Genomic DNA, 19,552 nt, shown 5'->3' on the forward strand with positions numbered 1-19,552 from the left:
ACCGCGCGTCGATATCGATGCCGTTCAGGCTTTCTCGAGTTCGTCCTCGATATGGATACGGATAATCTCGTCGAAGGACTTGTCGCCGACAAATCCGAGCGCGATGGCGCGGCTCGCATCGAAATCCTGCGCCCAGCCGGACACGATGCCTTCGATCAACGGATCGGACTGACGACGGATGAGCGACACCGCTTTGTCGCCAGCGACGCGGCGCAGGGCTTCGATCTGCTCGCCGACCGTTGCCGACAGGCCCGGCATATTGAGAATGCAGCGATGACCGACTGTAGCCAGATCGATGGTTGCAGCATGAAGCAGGAAGCCAACCGCGCGGCGCGGGCTCACATGCCAATGACGCACCGATTCATCGACCGGCAGGATCGCTTCCTGTCCGACCAGAGGTTCGCGGAGAATATTGGAGAAGAAACCCGATGCCGCCTTGTTTGGCTTGCCGGGACGAATGCAGACCGTCGGCAGGCGAATGCCGATGCCATCCAGAAAACCCTTGCGGGCATAATCCGCGAGCAGCAGTTCGCCGATTGCTTTCTGCGCGCCATAGCTGGTGCGGGGCGTCAGGAAAAACTCGTCGTCGATCTTTTCCGGGAACGGCGCGCCGAATACGGCAATGGATGATGTGAAGACAACGCGTGGCTTGTATGGCGCTTTTTCGCTCTCCTTGCGGATCGCTTCCAGCAGATAGCGCGTGCCGTCGAGATTGATCGCATAGCCTTTGTCGAAATCGAGTTCCGCTTCGCCCGAAACGATGGCCGCCAGATGAAAGATAAGGTCCGGACGCTCGGCAATCAGCGCACGTGTGACGGCGGGGTCGGAAATATCCCCGGCACTTGCATGGACCTTGCCGGTAAAGCCTTCTGGTGGGGTCGGAGCAATCACATCCACCAGCGTCAGTTGCCCGACGGGCTTTCCGTCAATGCCGCCGTCACGAGCGATTGCTTCGGACAGCTTGCGGCCAACCATCCCTGCCGCGCCGATAATCGAAACATGCATGCAATTCTGCCCTTCCCGTTCACGGTTGCTGTCAGAATCCAACTCCCTCAGCCGCGCTTGTCACGCACCTTGGCAAGCAAGTCCTTCGTTGAAACGTAAATTCGCTCTTCATGCGCGGCGAAGGCCGCCATTGCTGCGTTCCGGTCGCGCTTTTCCAGCGCCTGCAAGATCGCCTGATGGTCGGAAAAACTGCCATCAATCGCGCCCGGCTGCGCAACGGCGCGCCGGCGGTGCTCCAGCATATAGGTGTAAAGATCGGTGACGATGTCGGCGAGCAGCGGATTTCCGCATTCGCGATAGATGGTGACGTGAAACTCGCGGTCGCAAATCAGAAAGCGGACCGGATCGTTCAGGCAATCGACCTGCGCCTTGAGCGAACGACGCAATATGTCCAGCGCTTCGTCCGAGATACGCTCGGCGGCATCACCGACAATCTGCTGCTCGACCAGAAGTCTCGCCGTATGCACCGCATGAACATCGTAAAGATCGACATTGAGCCGCGATGTTATGCCAACCGCCATGCCGGAAAGATCAGCTTTGGCAACGCGTGTACGCGATCCATGCGAGACTTCCAGCACGCCACGCGCGGCAAGCGTCTGTATGGCGCTGCGCACTGTCTGACGGCTGACCGAAAGAGCTGCGGATAGTTCCCGCTCGCCCGGCAGTTCATCACCAACCGCCAGCACCCCGGAAGCAATAAGAGCTGCGATCTTGTCGGCGATCACATCCTTGATGGTGCGCCGCTCCAGATTTCGCCCCAGGCCCGTATTTTTATCGAGCAGAAGATTATGTGCGACGGTCAACACTGTTCCCACTGACCCACTGGTCTTTCCACTAGTCCAGTTGGAATTTATCGATATCGCGGTTGCTGTCAAGAGGTGGCAGGAATTCGCGCCATCGACAGCCATGGCGATACGGTCGAGTTCTATTTCTGCAGAAACCGCGATCTCCAGGCCGCGAGGCCCATCACCATCCGCTCCAGCAAATACATGAATAACATCATCGAACAGGATCACCGCCGGGATCACGTTTACCGGCATCGAACTCATTCACATGATGCGCAAGCAGCAGGGTATTTTTGCAACAGCCAAAGCGCCCTCGCTCAAACAGCAATTCGCGGAACTCGCAGCATAGTTGCGTCCAAAGATAAGCCGGGCTCCATGCCAAGCAGATTTTTGCAACACAACCTTCGCAGACGCCGTTTCTGCCGTCGCCAAGAGATCATGAAACGCAGTCTTTACAACGGTCTGCGTCTCACTGCCGCAGATCGATAGGGGTGATATGCCCGGAGAGAATAGAAGGTATAATCTCGCGCAGTTATTTGCAGCGGTAGGGACGTTCGAGGGGGCTGAATGGATTTGACATCGCTGCTAGACCAGTTCGACGAGCCGCGGCTGGCTGCGCTCTTCGGTCTCGTGACGGGTGGAATCTTCGGCTTCTCGGCGCAAAAGTCCGCCTTCTGTCTCAGGGCCGCGACAGTCGAGTTCTCGCGTGGTCGCCTCAGCGGCAGGCTTGCCGTTTGGTTACTCACCTTCTCAACTGCATTGATCTGGGTCTGGCTGGCCGGGCAATCCGGCCTTTTCCGTCCGACCGATGCGCGGATGATGGCGATCACCGGCTCCTGGTCGGGTGCCATCGTCGGTGGGTTGATGTTCGGGGCAGGCATGGTGATGGCGCGGAGCTGTTCCGGACGCCTTCTCGTGCTCGCGGCCACCGGTAATCTGCGCTCGGTTGTGGCCGGGCTGGTTTTCGCTGTCAGCGCGCAAATGTCGCTTCGTGGCTGGCTGGCTCCACTACGCCAGTGGCTGGCGGGACTCTGGACGACACCGGCGGGCCAGAACGTCAACCTGCTGGGGCTTCTTCACTTGCCGGCCTGGTCCGGTCCGTTACTGGGCTTCGTGACCGCGGCGCTGGCGCTCTATCTCTCCGTCAGGGAAAAGATCGGCTGGAAAATCCTCTTCTTCGCCTCCGGTGTGGGATTTTCCGTGGCCGTCGGCTGGGTTCTGACCTGGTCGCTTTCGACCGCGGCGTTCGATCCGGTGAATGTGACGTCCATCACCTTTTCCGGTCCCTCCGCGTCGACCCTGATGTTCTTCCTCACCAGCGATCCGGTACTCGATTTCGATATCGGGCTGGTGCCGGGCGCGTTCGGAGGAGCTTTCCTCGCCGCAGCAATCTCGCGTGAGTTGAAGTTCCAGGGTTTCGATGGGGAGAGCCAGATGCGCCGGTCGCTGAGCGGTGCGATGCTGATGGGGTTCGGGGCAATGCTCGCTGGCGGTTGCGCGATCGGCGCCGGTGTCAGCGGTACGTCGATCTTCGCCGCGACCGCCTGGCTCGCGCTGTTCTGCATGTGGGTCGGTGCCATAGTGACCGACTGGCTGATCGACCGGCCCCGTCAGGCAACCTCGATGCCTTGAGGCCGGGTTGTTTAGACCCTAAAGTATCCGTACAAAGCGGTAGGCATTGCCTTTCCTCTCGATATGGCCGATGCCGTTGTCCGGCAGATGGTAGCCGATCACGGGAATGGCAGACGTAGCGATCTCGTCCATCAGCTTTACGCGAGTACGAGCGGCAAGCTCCGGCTCCTGGTCGGAACCTGTCGCCCAGTCCGGCTTCTCAAACGCCACATGGTGGTTACCGATCGCGTCGCCGACCACCATGACGCTTGTCGAGCCGGAGCGAATTTCAAAGGAAAGATGTCCCGGCGTATGACCGGGAGTGAGCCGTGCCGCAACACCGGGAAGAACCTCTTCCCCGTCATTTATGCGCCGCGCGCTTTCGGCGATGACGCCGAGCCGACGGGCGGCGCCAGCCGCGAAGGTCTTGCGCGCATCGCCGATCGTGTCGACGGTGCCCGGGTCCATCCAGTAGTCGAACTCGGTTGCGCCGATCATGTGCTCGGCATTGGCGAAGACCGGCTCGTCGAATTCATCGAGCAGACCCCAGAGATGGTCGGGATGGCCATGGGTAAAGACCACATGCGTTACATCGTCAGCCCTCACACCGAGCGCGTCCATGGCGGCGGACAGCTTGCCCGCACTCGGCTGAAAATCGGGACCGGCGCCGAGATCAAAGAGAACGGTGTTGGTGCCATCGCGCAGAAGCGTGACGTTGCAGGGCGGCGTCATCTGGCTACCGGCAACGCCGTAAGAGGAGAGGATCGTGTTCGTTTCCGGCTGTGGCATACCGGCGGTTATGAAATCGGCGGGCAGCACGAGATTCCCGTCGGAAAGCGTGTCGATCCGGACGTCGCCGAGGGTCAGCGTCGTCGCGGCGAAAACCTGTCGCGGCAATAACACGGCGCTAGCCGCAAAGGCGGCGGTCGAGGCAATGAAGCGGCGGCGGGTTTGCATGTCGAATCTTTCTCCCGATTGGTTCGGATCAGCCGAAGATCTGGGCCGTGAGGGTATGATACCAGTCGATGCTCTCCTGGTAGGTCGCCGCTCGCGTGGCCGGATCTTCATCGGCCTGCGAGACATATTTCCGGATGCTGGCAATCTTTCCGGCGGCGGGCTTGTAGGTCCCGCCGTCCTTCACCGAGTCACCTGGCGCCAGCGCCGACCAGCAGGCGTTGAAATAGACCGGTTCCGGTGTTGCCCGGTCGGTCAGGTCCCCGACCACCGAGGCTGCGACGACCTGCGCCTGCGAGTGGGCGGAAGTCGCCGATTTCGGCATGTCGCCCTGCTGGGCGCTGTCGCCGAGCACGAAGACGCTATTATCCAGGCGCGAGCGCATCGAGAACGGATCGACGGGCGCCCAACCGCTATCGTCCGTCAGTCCGGCGAGAGCGGCAATCCTGCCGGCCTTCTGGTCAGGGATGACATTGCAGCAATCGACCTTGATTGCCTCGCCATCGACGGAGATCTCCATCGCGTCAGGTGAAACTAAAAGGTTACGGCTGCCGAAATCGGGACCGATCCATTCGATCATGCCGTCGTAATATTTGAGCCACGCGTCCTCGAAGAGCTTCTGCAGCGTGAACGTTTCCTTCGGATCGATGATGATGATCTTGGCCGTGGGGTTATTCCCCTTCAGGTAATGCGCGATCATGCTGACCCGCTCATAGGGGCCGGGCGGGCAGCGGTAGGGTTCGGATGGCGCGACCATGGCGAACACGCCTCCCTGCGGCATGGACGCGATCATCTTTGCCAGAAGAAGCGTCTGCGGACCGGCCCGGTAGGCATGCGGCATCCGGTCGGACGCCTCAAGAGTCCAGCCTTCAACGGAGTCCTCGACGAAATCGATGCCTGGCGCCACCACCAGGCGATCATAGGGGAGGTGTTCGCCGCCTGCGAGCACGACACGGCGCTTCCTTCGGTCGATGGCAGCAGCGAAATCCGGGATGACGCCGACACCGGCACGCATCAGTCCGTCATAGCCATGCTGGAGGCTCTCGAAACTGCGCAAGCCGCCAAGATAAAGGTTCGAGAAGTAGCAGGTCGTGTGTCGCGCGTTCGGTTCGACGAGTGTGACATCGACCTGACCAGACGAGTCGATCGCGATCTTGCGAGCGACGCTGGCACCACCAGCGCCGCCACCGACAACGACGACCTTTGCCCGTGCCCGACCGTTAACGGACGGCGCCGCGAGTGCGGCACCTGCGCAGGCAACCGAAATCATGAAGCGGCGGCGGGCAAGGCTCATGGCTGTTCCGGTTCAGATCGTCGCAGGTCTTCGCCGCGGCATTCCCACACCGCGGCGATGCGATGCATCGGGAGGGAGGATGCTCCGGAGATAGGTCATTTGCCGGCGCTCTTCAGATAGGCGATCAATGCCGCACGCTCGTCTTCCTTCTTTAGGCCTGCAAAGGCCATCTTCGTCCCGGCTGCGAAAGCTTTCGGCTTTTCGAGGAAAGCGGCGAGGCGCGCGTCATCCCAGGCCTCTCCCGTGGCCTGCAGCTTGGAAAACGCCTTGGAATACTTGTAGCCCTCGACGGTGCCGGGGACGCGCCCGATAACGCCGTTCAGATGCGGCCCGACGGAATTCTTGGCGCCGTCGCCGATCTTGTGGCAGGCTTGGCACTTCTTGAAGACTGTCTTTCCCGCCTTGACGAGCTCGTGTTTCGCACCGTCATCGTGATCCATGTCCTCGGCGGATGCAGTCTCGACCGGTGCCTTGACCTCGGACGGCGCGGCGGCCGTGTCGGTCTCCACCGTCGGCGCGGCAACTTCCGATTTCTGCTGCACCGGCAGCGGACCGGCGATGCCGGGCAGAGTGCCGGCCGGCTTCCCGTCCGGGTCTGTCGGCGTCACTTTCAGTTCCACGGCTCGTTTGGTGACCTTGACCGGTCCCCGGCAGTCCTTCATGCAGGGTTCTTTTCTGAAGAGCGGGTATTCCGCTTCAGAGCGATCGTCCGCGTAGAAACCCTGACTGTTCGGCAACTGAACCTCGCTGAAATTCTCCTTCGAAAGCACGAAATCCTCATCGACCAGCCCGTTCGAATAGAGGAGGAAGGCGGTGATCGCGTAAGTTTCATCGACCGAAACGGTCTGCGCACTTCCGAAGGGCATGGAGCGGTGCACGTAGTCCCAGACGGTCGAGAGATGCGGCCAGTAGCTGCCGATTGTCTTGACCGGGCGCCGATCCTTCAATGAACCCTGTCCGCCGGCCAGAACCGGCCAGGAGTCAAGTCCCTCGGCAAATTCGCCGTGGCAGGCCGCGCATTTCTCTCCGAAGACAGCTTCACCGGTGGTGACATCTCCGGAGCCCGGACGAAGTCCCTTGCCGTCCGGGAGCACCGTGACGTCCCAGGCGTTGATTTCTTCCGGCAGCGCGCGATGGCCAAGGCCGAGTTTTTCCGCGAGGGTCGGGGTTGCGCCGAGGGAGAGGGTGAACAGGGCGGAGAGTACAAGCCTATGCAATTTCGACATTCTCGACCTCTCCATTTGCTCTCAGCCACCAGGTCTGGATGGAATTGTTGTGGTAGACGTTGTTGAGTCCGCGGATAGCGCGCAGCTCGTCCTTCGTGGGCTGGACATAACCGGTCTCATCGGTTGCGCGGGACTGCAGGAACATCTCCGAGCCGTCCCAGTCGATGTCCAGATGGAAGCGGGTGAGCGCCTTCGACCTGACATCACCGGTGAGCCGCGCCTCCTGCCAGTTACGGCCTCCGTCGAGTGAAACATCGACGCGGGTGATCTTGCCGTTACCCGACCAGGCAAGTCCCGTGAGGACGAGCGGACCCTTGCCGTGCCTGACCGGCGCCTGGGGCGAGGGCGAGGTGATGACGGACTTCGCATCCATGACCCAGGTCCACTTGCGGGCGCGTCCATCGGGCATCAGGTCGGTGTATTTCGAGGTTTCCTCGCGGCTTTCCACAGCCTGATCGTAGACGCCGATGCGCCGGAGCCACTTGATCCACATATTGCCTTCCCAGCCGGGAACGACGAGACGAACCGGATATCCGTGCTCCTTGCGCAACGCCTCACCGTTCGCGATGAAGGCGACCAGCACGTCGTCCATGGCCTTGTCGAGCGGCATCGAACGCCCATTCGACGAGGCGTCATGCCCTTCGGCGTAGATCCACTTTCCTTCGGGCTTGACGCCCGCCTCTTCCAGAAGAAGGCGTAGCGGCACGCCGACATATTCCATGTTATGGATCATGCCCTGGGTGAACTGGCAGCCCTCAAGCTGGGCGCCGCCCCATTCCATCCCGCCATTGGCGGCACATTCGAGAAAGGCCGTTGCGGTTGCGCGCGGAAAGCGGGTCAGGTCCTCGAAGGTGAAGACGAGTGGCGTGTCGACCAGACCGTCTATCATCAGACGGTATTCGGTCTTCGACATTTCAATCGCCCCGGAATGGTGGCGCTCGAAGGCGCAGCCCTGCGGCGTGATCGTGCCCTCTAGGGCATGGATCGGCGTGAAATTGATCGAGGAGACGGGGCTCTCCGTCAGCCACGAGACGTTACGGCGTACGACATGGCTCTCGAACTGGATCGGCATTCCGTAAGGTGTCGCATCGACAGGGTCGCCAAAGGCTGAAGCCCAGGGCTGGACTTCGGTGATCAACGGGTCTGGTTCGGCTGCACGGGCGACCCCGGCCCCTGTGACCAGCCCTGCGGCGGTCAGGGCCGTATTACGCAGGAAGCTGCGTCTAGATGTGCCGTTTGCGGGGTGGTCCGACATGGCAAACGCTCCTTATTCTACTAGATTCCAGCAATTTTAACGGATGAGCTGGGGGTGACCTTCACCGTCCCGAGCTTTCGGACATGGCTCTCGATCACGTCCCAGATCTGCGGCCCCTCGGTGCCCTGGTTGACGGATGCCCAGCCGGCGACGGTGTAGCTCTTGCCGGCGTCGATGGCCTTTCCGCTGTCAACGAGCACCATGTCGGAGATGCGGCGGCCGATCGGCTGGCCGATGTCGATTGTGAAGCCGATGCCGCCGACGCGGACCATGTCGCCCCCCTGTTGATAATAGGGGTCGGTGTTGAACAGGTTGTCGGCGACGTCTTCGAGGATGGTCTTCAGCGTCTCGCCGGTCATCTCGGTCCGGTAGCAGGCGCCGTAGGTCATCGAGGTGACGTTGTGGATATCCTCTCGGGTGATTGCGTCGCCGGGCATCAGTGTCGTGCCCCAGCGCACGCCTGGAGACATTGCGATCTCCGCATCCCGCTCGGACCGGATGGCATCGCAGATCAGGTTGTCCCAGGTTCCGTTGAAATTGCCGCGGCGGTAGAGAAGGCTCTCGGTGGTCCCAATCTTCTCCTCAAGCTTTTCCTTGTGCGGGGCACGCTCGTCGTCGACCAGTGCCGCCATCTCCGGATCGGGTGCAATCACATCGGAAAAGACCGGAATGAGCTTGTGGCGATAGCCCATCATGCGTCCGTCGCGCACGTCGAGGTCGACGCGACTGACGAATTTGCCGTTCGAGCCCGAGGCGATCAGGATCGTCTCGCCGATGACTATCGGTTCGGGAACCGCGTCATGCGTGTGGCCAGTGAGGATCACGTCGATCCCTTTGACGCGGCTCACCATCTTGCGATCGACGTCAAAGCCGTTGTGCGAGAGGCAGACGACGAGATCTGCGCCCTTGGATCTGACTTCATCGACCATTTGCTGCATCCGCTCTTCGCGGATGCCGAAGGAGTATTCCGGGAACATCCAGCCCGGATTTGCGATCGGCATATAGGGGAATGCCTGGCCGATCACGGCAATCTTGGCGCCGCCGCGCTCGAAGAAAGTGTAGGGCTCGAAGGCTGGCTCGTTCCATTCGGAATCGTAGATATTGGCGCCGAGGAAGGAGAACGGCAGGGCGTCGACGATCTCCTTCAACCGTTCGGTGCCGTAGGTCCATTCCCAGTGGCTGGTCATGGCGTCGACCTTCAGCGCGTTCATGATGTTCACCATGTCCTGGCCCTTGGTCAGCAGGGAGGTCATTGAACCGTGCCAGGTGTCGCCACCGTCGAGCAGGATGGCTTCCGGGCGGGCGGCGCGGATCGCCTTGACGACCGTTGCCACCCGGTCCATGCCGCCCATCTTGCCGTAGGTCTTGCCGAGCGCCTCGAAATCCTCGCAGGTCAACGCGTAGGCTTCGGCAGACGCGGGCTTGATCTTGAAGGCCTCGATGAAATCCCTGCCGGTGAGATGCGGCGGGCGGCCTTTCGCTTCGCCGACTCCGATGTTGATTTCGGGTTCGCGGAACCAGATCGGCTTCGTTTGCGCGTGAATGTCGGTGATATGGATCAGCGTGACATTGCCGTAGTCCTGAAAGGCGAGCAGGTCGTCCTGGGTCATGGCCTGCTGAGCGGCGAGGCTCGACCAGTTTCCAAAACCTGAGAGGCCGAATATGGCGGAGACCGCCACTGATGCCTGTAGAAATTCACGCCGGTTGATCATGCCCGTTCCTCGGAAACATGTGCAGCAAAAATCCGTCCGGAAACCAACGTGCCGGAGCCTTGCCGTGTTGAATACGAATGTTTGTGTGGGACCGCCGCCCAATGGCGCGGCGGTCCGTGCCGTCAGGGTCTGACGCCAATGCCCTCGATGGAGAGGCCGTTGCCACGCGAGGCGACATAGAGCTCAAGCGTCTTGAACTCGTCGGAGCCTGCCTTGAAGGTCTCGGCCCGGGTATCCCGGACGCAACCGACGAAGCGCTGCTGCGAGGTTACGATGCCCGCATCCTTGAGGCGATAGACGGGAAAGCCGGACGTCTGTCCCTGGCTCAGGTGGTCGGCCCGGATATACTTCCCGTAATTGGCCTCATGACAGCTCGCGCACGACATTTCGAGCTGACCATAGCGTGTGTAGTACATCTCCTTGCCCTTCTGCCAATAGGAGGCAGCCGGACCGTCAATCGCCACGTTCTGGATAACACCGCGCGACTGCAACGAGATGAGCGCCAGCATGTCCTTCATCTTGCCCGAGGTGACGCCCCATTTCTCAATGCCCATGCGCTCGGTTACGCACTGGTTGATGTAGTCTTCCATGATCATCAACTTGCCGGACTTGTCATCGACGCGCGGCAGAACGGCGCGCAGGCCCTTCATGCTTTCCGGTCCGTTGTGACAGCTGGCGCAGGACTCGCCTTTCACACCCATCGACTGGTTCCACAGGTCCCGGCCGCGGTCGGCGAAGACCATGCCCGGATTGTCGAAGTCGTCCTTTTCCATCGCTCGGGTGTCGTCCTCGCGGAAATGCCAACCCGACCAGATCGTATCGAAAGCGCCCTCGAGATGGGCGGGCGCCGGTGCGCTGGTCACCAGAGTGACCGGCCCGTCGTCCGTCTGGATCTCCAGTGTGTCTTCGACCGGGTCCGCACCGGCCGGACCGGCAAGGCAAAGGCCCAGGACGGCGGCAAGTGTCGCTTTGCTGAAACTTGGCATGTCTTTCTCCTCCCTAGATCAACATGCAGCTCAGGCAACCCCGACCGACTTCTTTTCTTCGTAAACGGAACCGTCGTCGTCGTACCAGGTGAACTTGAATTCACCTGCGGCATCGACCTTGGCGGCAAACTCGAAGTACGGGTTGGTCGAAACGGCCGGATCGATGGCGACATCGACGATATTGTTGCCGTTGAAGTCGCAGGTGAAGCGATTGATGATGGAACGTGGAATGATCTTGCCGTCGGCGTCCTTGCGCTGGCCGGATTCCATCTTGTGGCTGATAAGCGCCTTGATGGTCACGATTTCGCCAGCCTTGGCCGATTTCGGCACTTTCACACGCGGTTTTGCATCCGATGCCATGTTGCCTTTCCTCCTAATTCGATCAGCCGCCGCAGCCGCCGATGGTGACCTTCACGGTCGATTGCGCCTTCTTGATCGAGCCGTCCGCCATCTTGGCATAGGCGATGACGTTCTGCGTCTTGGCGAGGCGGATGCGGGTTGCGACCGACTGGCTACCGGCCGCCGGGCCGAACTTGAACGTCGCAACGGCGGGTTCCGGGTTGCCTTCGGCGAGCAGCAGAATCGCCACCGCACCAGGTGCATCGACCGACACGGGAACGGTATTGCCGTTTTCGGCAATCTCCGGAGCGGTCAGGGTCACGCCGTCGCTGCCGGCAGTTGCGCCACCGGTGAACTCGTTTGTCAGGGCCTCGATGGTCGCCGCCGTGACCGGCAGCGGCAGGGCCAGCGCCGTGATCCCGCCGATGCCGGCCAAAAGAACGTTTCGTCTGGTAAAGTTCATGTCACACTCCTCTCGAACGTATATCTGCTTCACTCTTTGAGCGTCAGCAGATACGCCACCACGTCTTCAATCTGTTGGGCACTCAGGATTGGTGGCAGGGGGCCTTTGGGCGCCTTGCCGGTGTAGCCATTGCCGGGCCGGACATAGCCGTCGGTCTTGTAGAAGGCCGGCATGAAACTGCCCTCGAAGGTCATCTTCGCATTGGCCACGATCCCTCGCAGCTGCGCTTCCGAGTAACGATCGGCGACACCGTCGAGCGGTGGCGCGATGTTGCCCTGGAACGACACTTCCGGCAGCTGGCTGATCTGGTGGCAGGCCACGCAATTGCCGAGGGCATTCGTGGTCATAACCTTCAGGCCTGCGGCCGGATCCCCCTGCTTCCCGGACAGCGACATCTCGATTGCGCCTTCGTGAAAAACGGCCCCTGACGGCGCGGTCTCGCTAAGGGCCGGCGTGGCAGCGGATACCAGAACCGCTGATGCCAGGCAGAACTGCCATTTCATCCTCTCCTCCCTCTTCTCTCCTCGCACAAGTTAGTTCGACCGGCGATCCATAACAATAGCTATATATAGATATTTTTGAATAACCTTATAATATATTGATTTTAATTATGTTTTATACGTCATGGGTTCACTTGTCGCGCAAGGAATTTCTGAAAGTGCTCTCCGGAAGCGTAGCAGTGATCCCGAATCCATGTGAGCAGCGCGCTCGTGGTTCCCTTTCCAAAAGCCCCCGGCATCTTGGCGACTGCGGCTTCGGCCGCGGTCTGATTCGGCTTTACTTCCTCCGGCAGGAAGATGAGCGTGGGGGTGAACATGACGCCCCAGCGCACGGCCATTTCCTTCTCCGGCAGGACCGTTCCGTCGAAGTCCGTCACCTCGACGTTACCGAAGAGGTTGAGCTGTACGACGAAGTAGTTGTCGCGGATGAGTTGATCGATCTTCGGGTCAGGAAACACCTCCTCATGCATCTTTGTGCAATAGATGCATCCGCGCTGTTCGACGATCAGGAGGAGCCGCTTGCCCTCGCGATTGGCCTCGGCGAGGTCTTCGCGCAAATCCTTGAATGTCTCACGCAACCAGGTCGGTTTATGCAGTCCGTCGTCGCCGAGTTCCACGGCGAATGCTGGCGCCAAGATGAGGCTGCCGACGATAAGCAATGCGCAGGCGAAAAGCAGTCGTACCGGGTGCATGTGTGTATCTCCTCTCGATCACTTCAGCGTCGCCGACCAGTCGAAGTTCTGGATCAGCGCATCTGCGATCAGGTTGACAGAATTGGTCGCGATCAGGATGCCGAAGATGATCAGCATCAGGCCCATCAGCTTTTCGACATGCCCCATGAGCGCGCGGTGCCGGCCAACGAAAGCCAGAAAAGGACGCGCAAACAGGGCGGCGACGACGAATGGCAACGTCATCCCTATTCCGTAGGCGAGGAGCAGCAGGCCTCCACGCCAGAGGTCTCCCATGCCGCTCGCGACCATCAGGATTGCCGCCAGCGCCGGCCCGACGCAGGGCGTCCAGCCGAACCCGAAAGCGAGTCCCATGAGATAGGCGCCCGCGAGTGTCGTCGGGTTAGCCGTCGATTGCATCCGTGCTTCTCGGTAGAGAAAACCAATGCGGAACACACCGAGGAAATGTAGCCCGAAGACGATCAGCACCGCCGCAGCGACCCAGGAGAGCGTCTCCTTCCATTGCAGGAAGAGGTGGCCGAGTGCGGTGGCGCCAAGCCCGAGCAGGACAAAAATCGTGGTCACGCCAAGCGCGAACGCGACCGCCTGAATGAAGAGCCGGCGCTGCGCACCTGCGGCTATCTGTTCCCCCTCCCGCAGTTCCTGCATCGAGAGGCCCGCCATGTAGGACAGATAAAAGGGCACCATCGGCAGGATACACGGCGACAGGAAGGACAGGAGCCCCGCCGCGACGGCTCCACCGTAACTGATCTCCAGCATGGCTTCCTCCCAAGCACTGCCCGACCCCATTGAGACTCTGCGATTGCATGGTTGCTTTCACAAGAGTTCGAAATTAGAATATCTCTATCTTTATATATGGTCTGTCAACATGTTCCAGCGGCGCCTCGCCTTTATGATTGCTCTTTTCGTGTGGCCGGCCATGCCGGCCAGCGCCGCCATGGAATTGCTGATGTTCGAGCAGCCTGGCTGCCTCTATTGCGCCCGCTGGGACGAGGAGGTGTCGCCGGAATATCCGAAGACATGGGAAGGACGCATCGCGCCGCTTCGACGGCTTGATCTCCATGCCAGCTTGCCGGCAGGCCTGACGATTGCGAGAACTCCGGCCTTTACGCCGACCTTCGTTCTCGTCGTCGACGGCGTGGAGAAGGGACGAATCGAAGGTTACCCCGCAGAAGACTTCTTCTGGGTCTTGCTGGATGACCTGATCGGCAAAGCCGGTGGGACGGTGACAAAGTGAAAAATGCCCTGTCCGAATCGTCGGCGAGGCAGTATACGAGGTTGAGGCACAGTATCCACGCGCCCGAAGGAAGCTACTTGCGGCAATCTGTTGCGTCTGCTCGGGCACTGCGGACGCGCCGAACGGCAATGGTTCGAAGCGCGTTTGCCCGGAGGGATGTTTAAGGACGTGAACAAGGTGGCCACGCCAGCGCCAGGGGAAGGCGCGTTGGAGACACTGATCGATCGCGCCGAGAGGGTGTCGAAATTCCTGAAGGCGTTGGGGCACGACGGTCGCCTGACCATCCTGTGTCACCTGATCGACGGTCCCAAGAGCGTGACAGAACTCGAAAACCTGCTTTCGGCCCGCCAAGCCGTCGTCAGCCAGCAGCTTGCGCGTCTCAGGCTGGAAGGGCTCGTGGCGGCGCGGCGCGACGGCAACGCGATCTTCTATTCGATCCGTGATGCCAAGGCCCGCGAAGCCGTCATCTTTCTGGCAAATCTGTTCAGGGAAGCGGCAGACATCTGATCTCTTCGGGAGGGGGAGCAATGGAGACACTACCGGTCGGATTTCTGGCAGCGCTCGTAGGACTCGGCGGCGGCCTCGTGCTGGGGCTCGGCTGGCGTCTGGGAGGACTGTGCACGCTCGCCGCACTGGAGTCCGCCGTCTACGGCGGCGACCAGAAGCGCCTGCGCCTGTGGGGGGTCGTCATCGGCGTCGCGATCCTCGGGACCCAGTTCGGCGCTTGGGCCGGGCTGGTCAACCTCGAAGGTACGCTCTACCACGCCCTTGTATGGAATCCGTTCGCCTCGATCATCGGTGGGTTGCTCTTTGGCTACGGCATGGCACTCGCGGGCAATTGCGGTTTTGGCGCACTGGCGCGCTTCGGCGGCGGGGATGTGCGTTCGCTCGTTCTGGTCGTCGTGATGGGGATCGTCGGATTCGTTGCGCTGTCGGGACCGCTCGCGCCGCTGCGCACGCTCCTGTTTCCGCAGCCCGAAGCGACGGCGCCCCAAGGCATTGTGCACGATCTTCAGGCCTTTCTGGGCATACCGGCGGCGGTGACCATCGTCACGGCCGCGCTCGTCTGTCTGGTCTGGGCGCTTTCCAATGAGCCCCTCCGCAAGGATTGGCGCATGCTGGCCTGGGGTGTCGCTGCCGGCATTGCCGTGACCTGGTGTTTTGCGGGCACGTCCTACCTTGAAGAGATCAGCCTCGGTGCTATCACGCCGGAGGGACCATCCTTCACGGCACCGATCGGCCGAACCTTGATCTATCTAATGACGTCAACCGCGGGCGGGATCACCTTTTCCGTCGGCTCGGTGGCCGGTGTTGTGCTCGGCGCCTTCATCGGCACCAGTATCAAGGGCACATTTGTCTGGGAAGCCTGCGACGACCCCAGGGAACTTGGTTGGCAGGTCGGCGGCGCCGCACTCATGGGCATCGGCGGAGTGATCGCCATGGGGTGCTCCATCGGACAGGGAGTCTCGGGGGTTGCCGCACTCGCATGGTCGGGTCCGGTGACGCTGGTCTGCATCGTCCTTGGTGCCGTGTTCGGACTGCGCCAGTTGATCGGCGGTTTCCAGAGAATCTGACACCGGGCGAGGTGTGGTCTCATGCCTTCCCCGGCTCAGGGGACGGAGTCCGTCAACCGCGACCGTCGGTATGAATTGCAACTGACTGCCCACAGTGGTTGCGTTGCAAAAATTCCTTATGGATGGAACCCATCCGTGACTATGGACGCGATTATTCTGCAAGTTCCGCGAATTGCTGTTTGAACGAGTTCGATGCCAGCAAGCCGGATCCCGCTTGGTAACTTCTGACTGGCCTGAAGCCAGATTATTGGGGCGAAAATGGCGCGGTCAACGCAGATACGACGTTTTTCATTGCATATTGTTCGTGCTGTCGACCCGAATAAGCTTATGCTGCGCAATCATATCGGCATGTCCAGCGGTTAAGAAATTCATATCCCACCGTACCAGTCATATCCATAGTCCTCCCAATAGCCGCCCTTTCCACCCTGAATATTTGCGAAACTCGACACGAGTTCGATCGATTTGATGTATTTGCTCATCTTATATCCGAGCTGTCTTTCAACGCGCAGGCGAAGCGGAGCCCCGTTCTCCACAGGAAGGGCGCGGCCGTTGAGGCCATAGGCCAAAATGGTCTGCGGATGACGGGCTTCGATCAGGTCTATACTACCGTAAAAGGACGCTGGCCCCCGCGCATTGTCGGTTCTGTCGAAGCAGTGGAAGACGACAAAGCGCGCGGATGGCGCGGGACGTACCGCATCGAGAATCTGGCTCAAGGGAACGCCTGTCCATTTGGCGATTGTACTCCAGCCTTCCACGCAGTCGTGGCGGGTGATCTGGGTACGCCTTGGCATGTTGCGCAACTCCTCCAGCGAAAAACCTGCCGGTTTTTCCACGAGACCTGTTACCTGCAACACATAGTCTGAGAAATCGGCAGCGCGAAGTGCTTCATATTCTTCTGTCGCAGGATTGGTTTCACCATTCGGTTTTTGACCCTGACGCAGCTCGCTTTCCCCATATTCCCTTGCAAGAGCACTATGTCCCTGCAGTTGCCGTTGAATGCGGTAGGTCAGGTCGTTCGCCTTTTCGAGGACGTGCCGCGTAACGCTTTCGTTGTCGCCGACAAAATCGAAAGCATCACAACCGCTCAATACAATGGAGGAGGCCGCAGCTCCGGAAAAGGAAAGGAACCGACGTCTGGAAATGTTCAGTTTGCTCATGGATGCCTGTCCTCATTCTTCTCTGGAAGGTCGGCGCGATACCAACCGGAAATCATCGATCGCATTTCGTTGATCGGACCTGCCGCAAACACCATCGCGATGTGTATGATGAAGAATGTCGAAAGAAGGAAAACGGCTAGAAAATGAAGAGTGCGGGCTGTCTGGCGCCCACCGAGCCATTCCGTTAGCGGCAGTACGGCATCCATGCCGGGAGACATGGCCAGCCCCGTAACGACAGTCATGGGGAAAAGGCCGAAAAGCACCACAAAATATGTCAGTTTCTGGATAGGATTGTATGTTTTTCCGTGGTGAAAGCGGAGTTTCAGATGGTTGAGAAAATCGCCGGGCAGGCTCTTTATATCCAACGCAGATGGCAGCAGATCATTCTTTAGATGCCGGTTCAAAACACTACTGACAAACCATAGCATGAGGGTGCCCACCAGAACCCAGGCGAAGAAGAAGTGAACCACGCGCCCGGTTGCCAGATCGCGATAGGACGGAATGGTCAACGCTGGGGGAAATGCCTGATAGGCGGGAGCACTTGTGGCTCCCGATACGCCGAGAAAACCGGTGGTCTGGAAGCTTTTGCCCAAGATATCGACACGCCCCTCAGGGCCGCTTTCGCCGTCGACGGCATAAATTGCCAGAACGGCATTATCGTAGTCGAAACCGGATTCGTTACCGAAATAGAGCGTGGGGTGCGCATTGAATATCTGCAACCCCGACAGCAGCAGAAAGAAAAGGCTTGCAGCCCAAATCCAGTGTGTAAGGCGCGTCAGCAGGCGCTGGCGATAGACGAGCTGTTTCATGATGTTGCGCTCCGGTAATTTGCCCGCCAATCCTGAGGGAAGACTGACGGGCCAGAACAATTACTGAGGCTTTTTCATAGCGTCGGACTGCATCGCGTCCTGTTTCATGGCGTCGCTCTTCATCGCTTTGTCGTCATGTTTCTTCATTTTCTTTTTTGTATCGCTATGCATGGCGTCATCTTTCATGGCGTCATGCTTGCCCATGGAATCCTTCTTCATGGTGTCAGACTTCATGGTGTCGGTTTTCATCGCGTCTTGCGCAAAAGAAACCGGCGTGAAAGATATAGCTGCAAGCAGGGCCAGCGCCGGAAGGACGACGATGTTCTGTTTGATGGTCATGACGATACTCCTGTTCATCTGGGCGCCAGCGGCGCGTAACGGGAGGCGTTTCGACAGACAAGGGCAAATGGTTACACCGATCACGGCGATGTGATCGCCTCGTCGGAAGATGTAACCTTTTCCGCTTCTTTCACGAATATGCCGGTGATTGGGAGTTGCAACCTGACCTATTCGAATGAAGAGAGGTTAAAAAAACTGATGATATTGGCGCTCGACGGAGACAAGGCAGCCTATCGGACCTTGCTTGAGGATTTGTCGCGCCGATTGAAGCCTTATTTTCTACGGCGACTTTTTGGAGACAAATCGCAAGCGGAAGACCTCATTCAGGAGACGTTGCTGGCGATCCATACCCGACGCATAACCTATGATCGAGGCATGGCGTTTCTACCCTGGGTGAATGGAATTGCACATCACAAGCTTGTCGATCATCTACGCCGTCACGGGCGCGAGGCTGCTACATCTCTGGAAGAAGATGTTCCTGTGTCCGATGAAGCTGAAGCCGCCGACGCGCGCATGGACGTGGACCGGATGTTGAGCGCTGTCCCAGAGCGCACTGCGGGTTTGATCCGCAAAGTAAAAATTGAGGGACAATCCATAGATGAAGCCGCACGGACTACCGGCTTGAGCCAGAGCGCGGTCAAAGTCGCCATCCACCGCGGTCTTGCAACAATAGCGCAAAGATTTGGAGGCCAAAGATTTGGAGGCAAAGGGCGTGACCGATGATCTGATTGACAAGCTGACAGCAGATGTCAAACCGATTGGCCCTCACGCAATGCGCCAGCTTTTCTTGCGTTATACGACGGGAGGTATTGCAGGCGGGCTTGCGATTATGCTGGGTTTCCTCGGCGCGCGTCACGATTTGCCGTTGGCGATGACGACAGCTGCCTATTGGATGAAATTCGGCTACGCAGTCCTGCTTTTATTAATACTGATCCCTGCATTATTCGCCTTGTCCCGGCCCGTTCGCACAGGATTGCACTGGTTACCGCTGGCCATACTTCTGGCTTGTCTTGCAGGTGCGGCATCAATCCAGTTGCTAAACGCCGGGCCCGGGCAAGCACAGGTGCTGATATGGGGACAAACTGCGTTGGTCTGTCCATGGCTGATTGTTCTCATCGCGCTTCCCACGCTCGCGCTCCTGCTCGCAGCCATACGCCGACTTGCACCGGCAAATCCTAGCCTTGCCGGTCTGGTTGCCGGTATTGTTTCGGGCGCTGTAGGAGTTCTCATCTATTCATTGCATTGTCCAGAGTCCGGAATGCCGTTTATTGCAATCTGGTATACGCTCGGCATCGCAATCACGGGTTTCCTCGGTATGATTGGCGGGAAAATTTTCTTGCATTGGTGACTGAGACGGCAATCAACTCTTGATTGCCACCCGGTTCGCCGCCGCGTCATCATCACTTTCCCTACTTTCCGTTACACGGAGTTTATCCACCCAGAACGATGGCCAACTCGCGCGCCCAATAAAGGGCGCTGCCATAATATGGCTGCCACAGCGGCGGGCCGCTTTGACCTGAGCCCCTAAAATTTCTCCAAGATTTGGTAGAGTCCGTCGCAATCAAGGAGGCGGACGGAATGAAGCGTTCCCGGTTCGCAGAAGAACAGATCATCGGA

At 59.4% G+C, this 19,552-nt stretch carries 23 protein-coding genes and 1 pseudogene; 7 read left to right on the top strand and 17 right to left on the bottom strand.

What is annotated here, in order from left to right; genetic code table 11:
* Positions 1 to 24: 24 nt before the first annotated feature.
* Positions 25 to 1,005 (bottom strand): D-erythronate dehydrogenase, encoded by a 981-nt coding sequence (gene denD, locus FHS76_RS05550; RefSeq protein ID WP_183649230.1) that lies wholly within the window; start codon positions 1,003 to 1,005, stop codon positions 25 to 27.
* 47 nt (positions 1,006 to 1,052) lie between these two features.
* Positions 1,053 to 1,808, bottom strand: coding sequence for a FadR/GntR family transcriptional regulator (locus FHS76_RS05555; RefSeq protein WP_235992574.1), 756 nt, complete (start codon positions 1,806 to 1,808; stop codon positions 1,053 to 1,055).
* 87 nt (positions 1,809 to 1,895) lie between these two features.
* Between FHS76_RS05555 and FHS76_RS22510 the strand changes: the two are divergent.
* Positions 1,896 to 2,139 (top strand): annotated as a pseudogene (locus FHS76_RS22510) (hypothetical protein); the annotation flags it as partial.
* Positions 2,140 to 2,357: 218 nt separating this feature from the next.
* Complete coding sequence (locus FHS76_RS05560) at positions 2,358 to 3,422, top strand: YeeE/YedE family protein (RefSeq protein WP_183649233.1); 1,065 nt, start codon at positions 2,358 to 2,360, stop codon at positions 3,420 to 3,422.
* A gap of 18 nt (positions 3,423 to 3,440) precedes the next feature.
* Here the strand turns inward: FHS76_RS05560 and FHS76_RS05565 are convergent, their stop codons facing one another.
* From FHS76_RS05565 to FHS76_RS05615, 11 genes are all read right to left on the bottom strand, one after another.
* On the bottom strand, positions 3,441 to 4,358 hold the full coding sequence (locus FHS76_RS05565) for an MBL fold metallo-hydrolase (RefSeq protein ID WP_183649235.1): 918 nt from the start codon (positions 4,356 to 4,358) through the stop codon (positions 3,441 to 3,443).
* A gap of 28 nt (positions 4,359 to 4,386) precedes the next feature.
* The gene (locus FHS76_RS05570; protein WP_183649238.1) at positions 4,387 to 5,649 is read right to left on the bottom strand and encodes an NAD(P)/FAD-dependent oxidoreductase; all 1,263 of its coding nucleotides are present in this window, start codon (positions 5,647 to 5,649) and stop codon (positions 4,387 to 4,389) included.
* Between the two features lie 95 nt (positions 5,650 to 5,744).
* A complete protein-coding gene (locus FHS76_RS05575; protein ID WP_183649241.1) occupies positions 5,745 to 6,875 on the bottom strand; it encodes a c-type cytochrome in 1,131 nt (376 codons plus the stop codon).
* Positions 6,859 to 8,130 (bottom strand): sulfite dehydrogenase, encoded by a 1,272-nt coding sequence (gene soxC / locus FHS76_RS05580; RefSeq protein ID WP_183649244.1) that lies wholly within the window; start codon positions 8,128 to 8,130, stop codon positions 6,859 to 6,861. The genes FHS76_RS05575 and soxC overlap by 17 nt, the downstream gene beginning before the upstream one ends.
* Before the next feature lie 20 nt (positions 8,131 to 8,150).
* Entirely contained in the window at positions 8,151 to 9,842 is a 1,692-nt protein-coding gene (soxB, locus tag FHS76_RS05585; RefSeq protein WP_183649247.1) for a thiosulfohydrolase SoxB, read from the bottom strand.
* Between the two features lie 122 nt (positions 9,843 to 9,964).
* Positions 9,965 to 10,828, bottom strand: coding sequence for a sulfur oxidation c-type cytochrome SoxA (gene soxA / locus FHS76_RS05590; RefSeq protein WP_183649250.1), 864 nt, complete (start codon positions 10,826 to 10,828; stop codon positions 9,965 to 9,967).
* Positions 10,829 to 10,858: 30 nt separating this feature from the next.
* Positions 10,859 to 11,188 (bottom strand): thiosulfate oxidation carrier complex protein SoxZ, encoded by a 330-nt coding sequence (soxZ, locus tag FHS76_RS05595; protein WP_183649253.1) that lies wholly within the window; start codon positions 11,186 to 11,188, stop codon positions 10,859 to 10,861.
* Positions 11,189 to 11,210: 22 nt separating this feature from the next.
* Positions 11,211 to 11,630 (bottom strand): thiosulfate oxidation carrier protein SoxY, encoded by a 420-nt coding sequence (soxY, locus tag FHS76_RS05600; protein ID WP_183649256.1) that lies wholly within the window; start codon positions 11,628 to 11,630, stop codon positions 11,211 to 11,213.
* 29 nt (positions 11,631 to 11,659) lie between these two features.
* On the bottom strand, positions 11,660 to 12,133 hold the full coding sequence (gene soxX / locus FHS76_RS05605) for a sulfur oxidation c-type cytochrome SoxX (RefSeq protein ID WP_183649259.1): 474 nt from the start codon (positions 12,131 to 12,133) through the stop codon (positions 11,660 to 11,662).
* Between the two features lie 119 nt (positions 12,134 to 12,252).
* Positions 12,253 to 12,822, bottom strand: a complete 570-nt coding sequence (locus FHS76_RS05610; RefSeq protein WP_183649262.1) for a thioredoxin family protein — start codon at positions 12,820 to 12,822, stop codon at positions 12,253 to 12,255.
* Positions 12,823 to 12,840: 18 nt separating this feature from the next.
* Complete coding sequence (locus FHS76_RS05615) at positions 12,841 to 13,578, bottom strand: cytochrome c biogenesis CcdA family protein (protein WP_183649265.1); 738 nt, start codon at positions 13,576 to 13,578, stop codon at positions 12,841 to 12,843.
* Between FHS76_RS05615 and FHS76_RS05620 the strand changes: the two genes are divergently transcribed.
* The 3 genes from FHS76_RS05620 to FHS76_RS05630 all read left to right on the top strand — a co-directional run bounded on the left by FHS76_RS05620 (position 13,577) and on the right by FHS76_RS05630 (position 15,630).
* Positions 13,577 to 14,056 (top strand): hypothetical protein, encoded by a 480-nt coding sequence (locus FHS76_RS05620; RefSeq protein ID WP_328700445.1) that lies wholly within the window; start codon positions 13,577 to 13,579, stop codon positions 14,054 to 14,056. The two genes, FHS76_RS05615 and FHS76_RS05620, sit on opposite strands and share 2 nt — an antisense overlap.
* Before the next feature lie 168 nt (positions 14,057 to 14,224).
* On the top strand, positions 14,225 to 14,563 hold the full coding sequence (locus FHS76_RS05625) for an ArsR/SmtB family transcription factor (protein ID WP_328700446.1): 339 nt from the start codon (positions 14,225 to 14,227) through the stop codon (positions 14,561 to 14,563).
* Between the two features lie 20 nt (positions 14,564 to 14,583).
* A complete protein-coding gene (locus FHS76_RS05630) occupies positions 14,584 to 15,630 on the top strand; it encodes a YeeE/YedE family protein (RefSeq protein ID WP_183649271.1) in 1,047 nt (348 codons plus the stop codon).
* Between the two features lie 368 nt (positions 15,631 to 15,998).
* On the opposite strand, the gene FHS76_RS05635 is transcribed toward FHS76_RS05630, so the two are convergent.
* The 3 genes from FHS76_RS05635 to FHS76_RS05645 are packed head-to-tail and all read right to left on the bottom strand — an operon-like array spanning position 15,999 to position 17,935.
* Positions 15,999 to 16,787, bottom strand: coding sequence for a molybdopterin-binding protein (locus tag FHS76_RS05635; RefSeq protein WP_183649274.1), 789 nt, complete (start codon positions 16,785 to 16,787; stop codon positions 15,999 to 16,001).
* Positions 16,784 to 17,596 carry a cytochrome b/b6 domain-containing protein gene (locus FHS76_RS05640; RefSeq protein WP_183649277.1) on the bottom strand — a complete coding sequence of 271 codons (813 nt, stop codon included), beginning with the start codon at positions 17,594 to 17,596 and terminating at the stop codon, positions 16,784 to 16,786. Before FHS76_RS05640 ends, FHS76_RS05635 begins: the two co-directional genes overlap by 4 nt.
* 60 nt (positions 17,597 to 17,656) lie before the next feature.
* Entirely contained in the window at positions 17,657 to 17,935 is a 279-nt protein-coding gene (locus FHS76_RS05645) for a pentapeptide MXKDX repeat protein (protein WP_183649281.1), read from the bottom strand.
* A 198-nt stretch (positions 17,936 to 18,133) separates the two neighbouring features.
* Between FHS76_RS05645 and FHS76_RS05650 the strand changes: the two genes are divergently transcribed.
* Positions 18,134 to 18,658 carry a sigma-70 family RNA polymerase sigma factor gene (locus FHS76_RS05650; RefSeq protein ID WP_183649339.1) on the top strand — a complete coding sequence of 175 codons (525 nt, stop codon included), beginning with the start codon at positions 18,134 to 18,136 and terminating at the stop codon, positions 18,656 to 18,658.
* The gene (locus FHS76_RS05655; RefSeq protein ID WP_183649284.1) at positions 18,648 to 19,283 is read left to right on the top strand and encodes an NrsF family protein; all 636 of its coding nucleotides are present in this window, start codon (positions 18,648 to 18,650) and stop codon (positions 19,281 to 19,283) included. The genes FHS76_RS05650 and FHS76_RS05655 overlap by 11 nt, the downstream gene beginning before the upstream one ends.
* 82 nt (positions 19,284 to 19,365) lie before the next feature.
* Here FHS76_RS05655 and FHS76_RS22445 read toward each other — a convergent pair.
* On the bottom strand, positions 19,366 to 19,552 hold a 187-nt coding region (locus FHS76_RS22445), incomplete at its 5' end, for a hypothetical protein (RefSeq protein WP_210306009.1).

The sequence above is a fragment of the Brucella daejeonensis genome (assembly GCF_014199265.1).
Lineage (GTDB): Bacteria > Pseudomonadota > Alphaproteobacteria > Rhizobiales > Rhizobiaceae > Brucella > Brucella daejeonensis.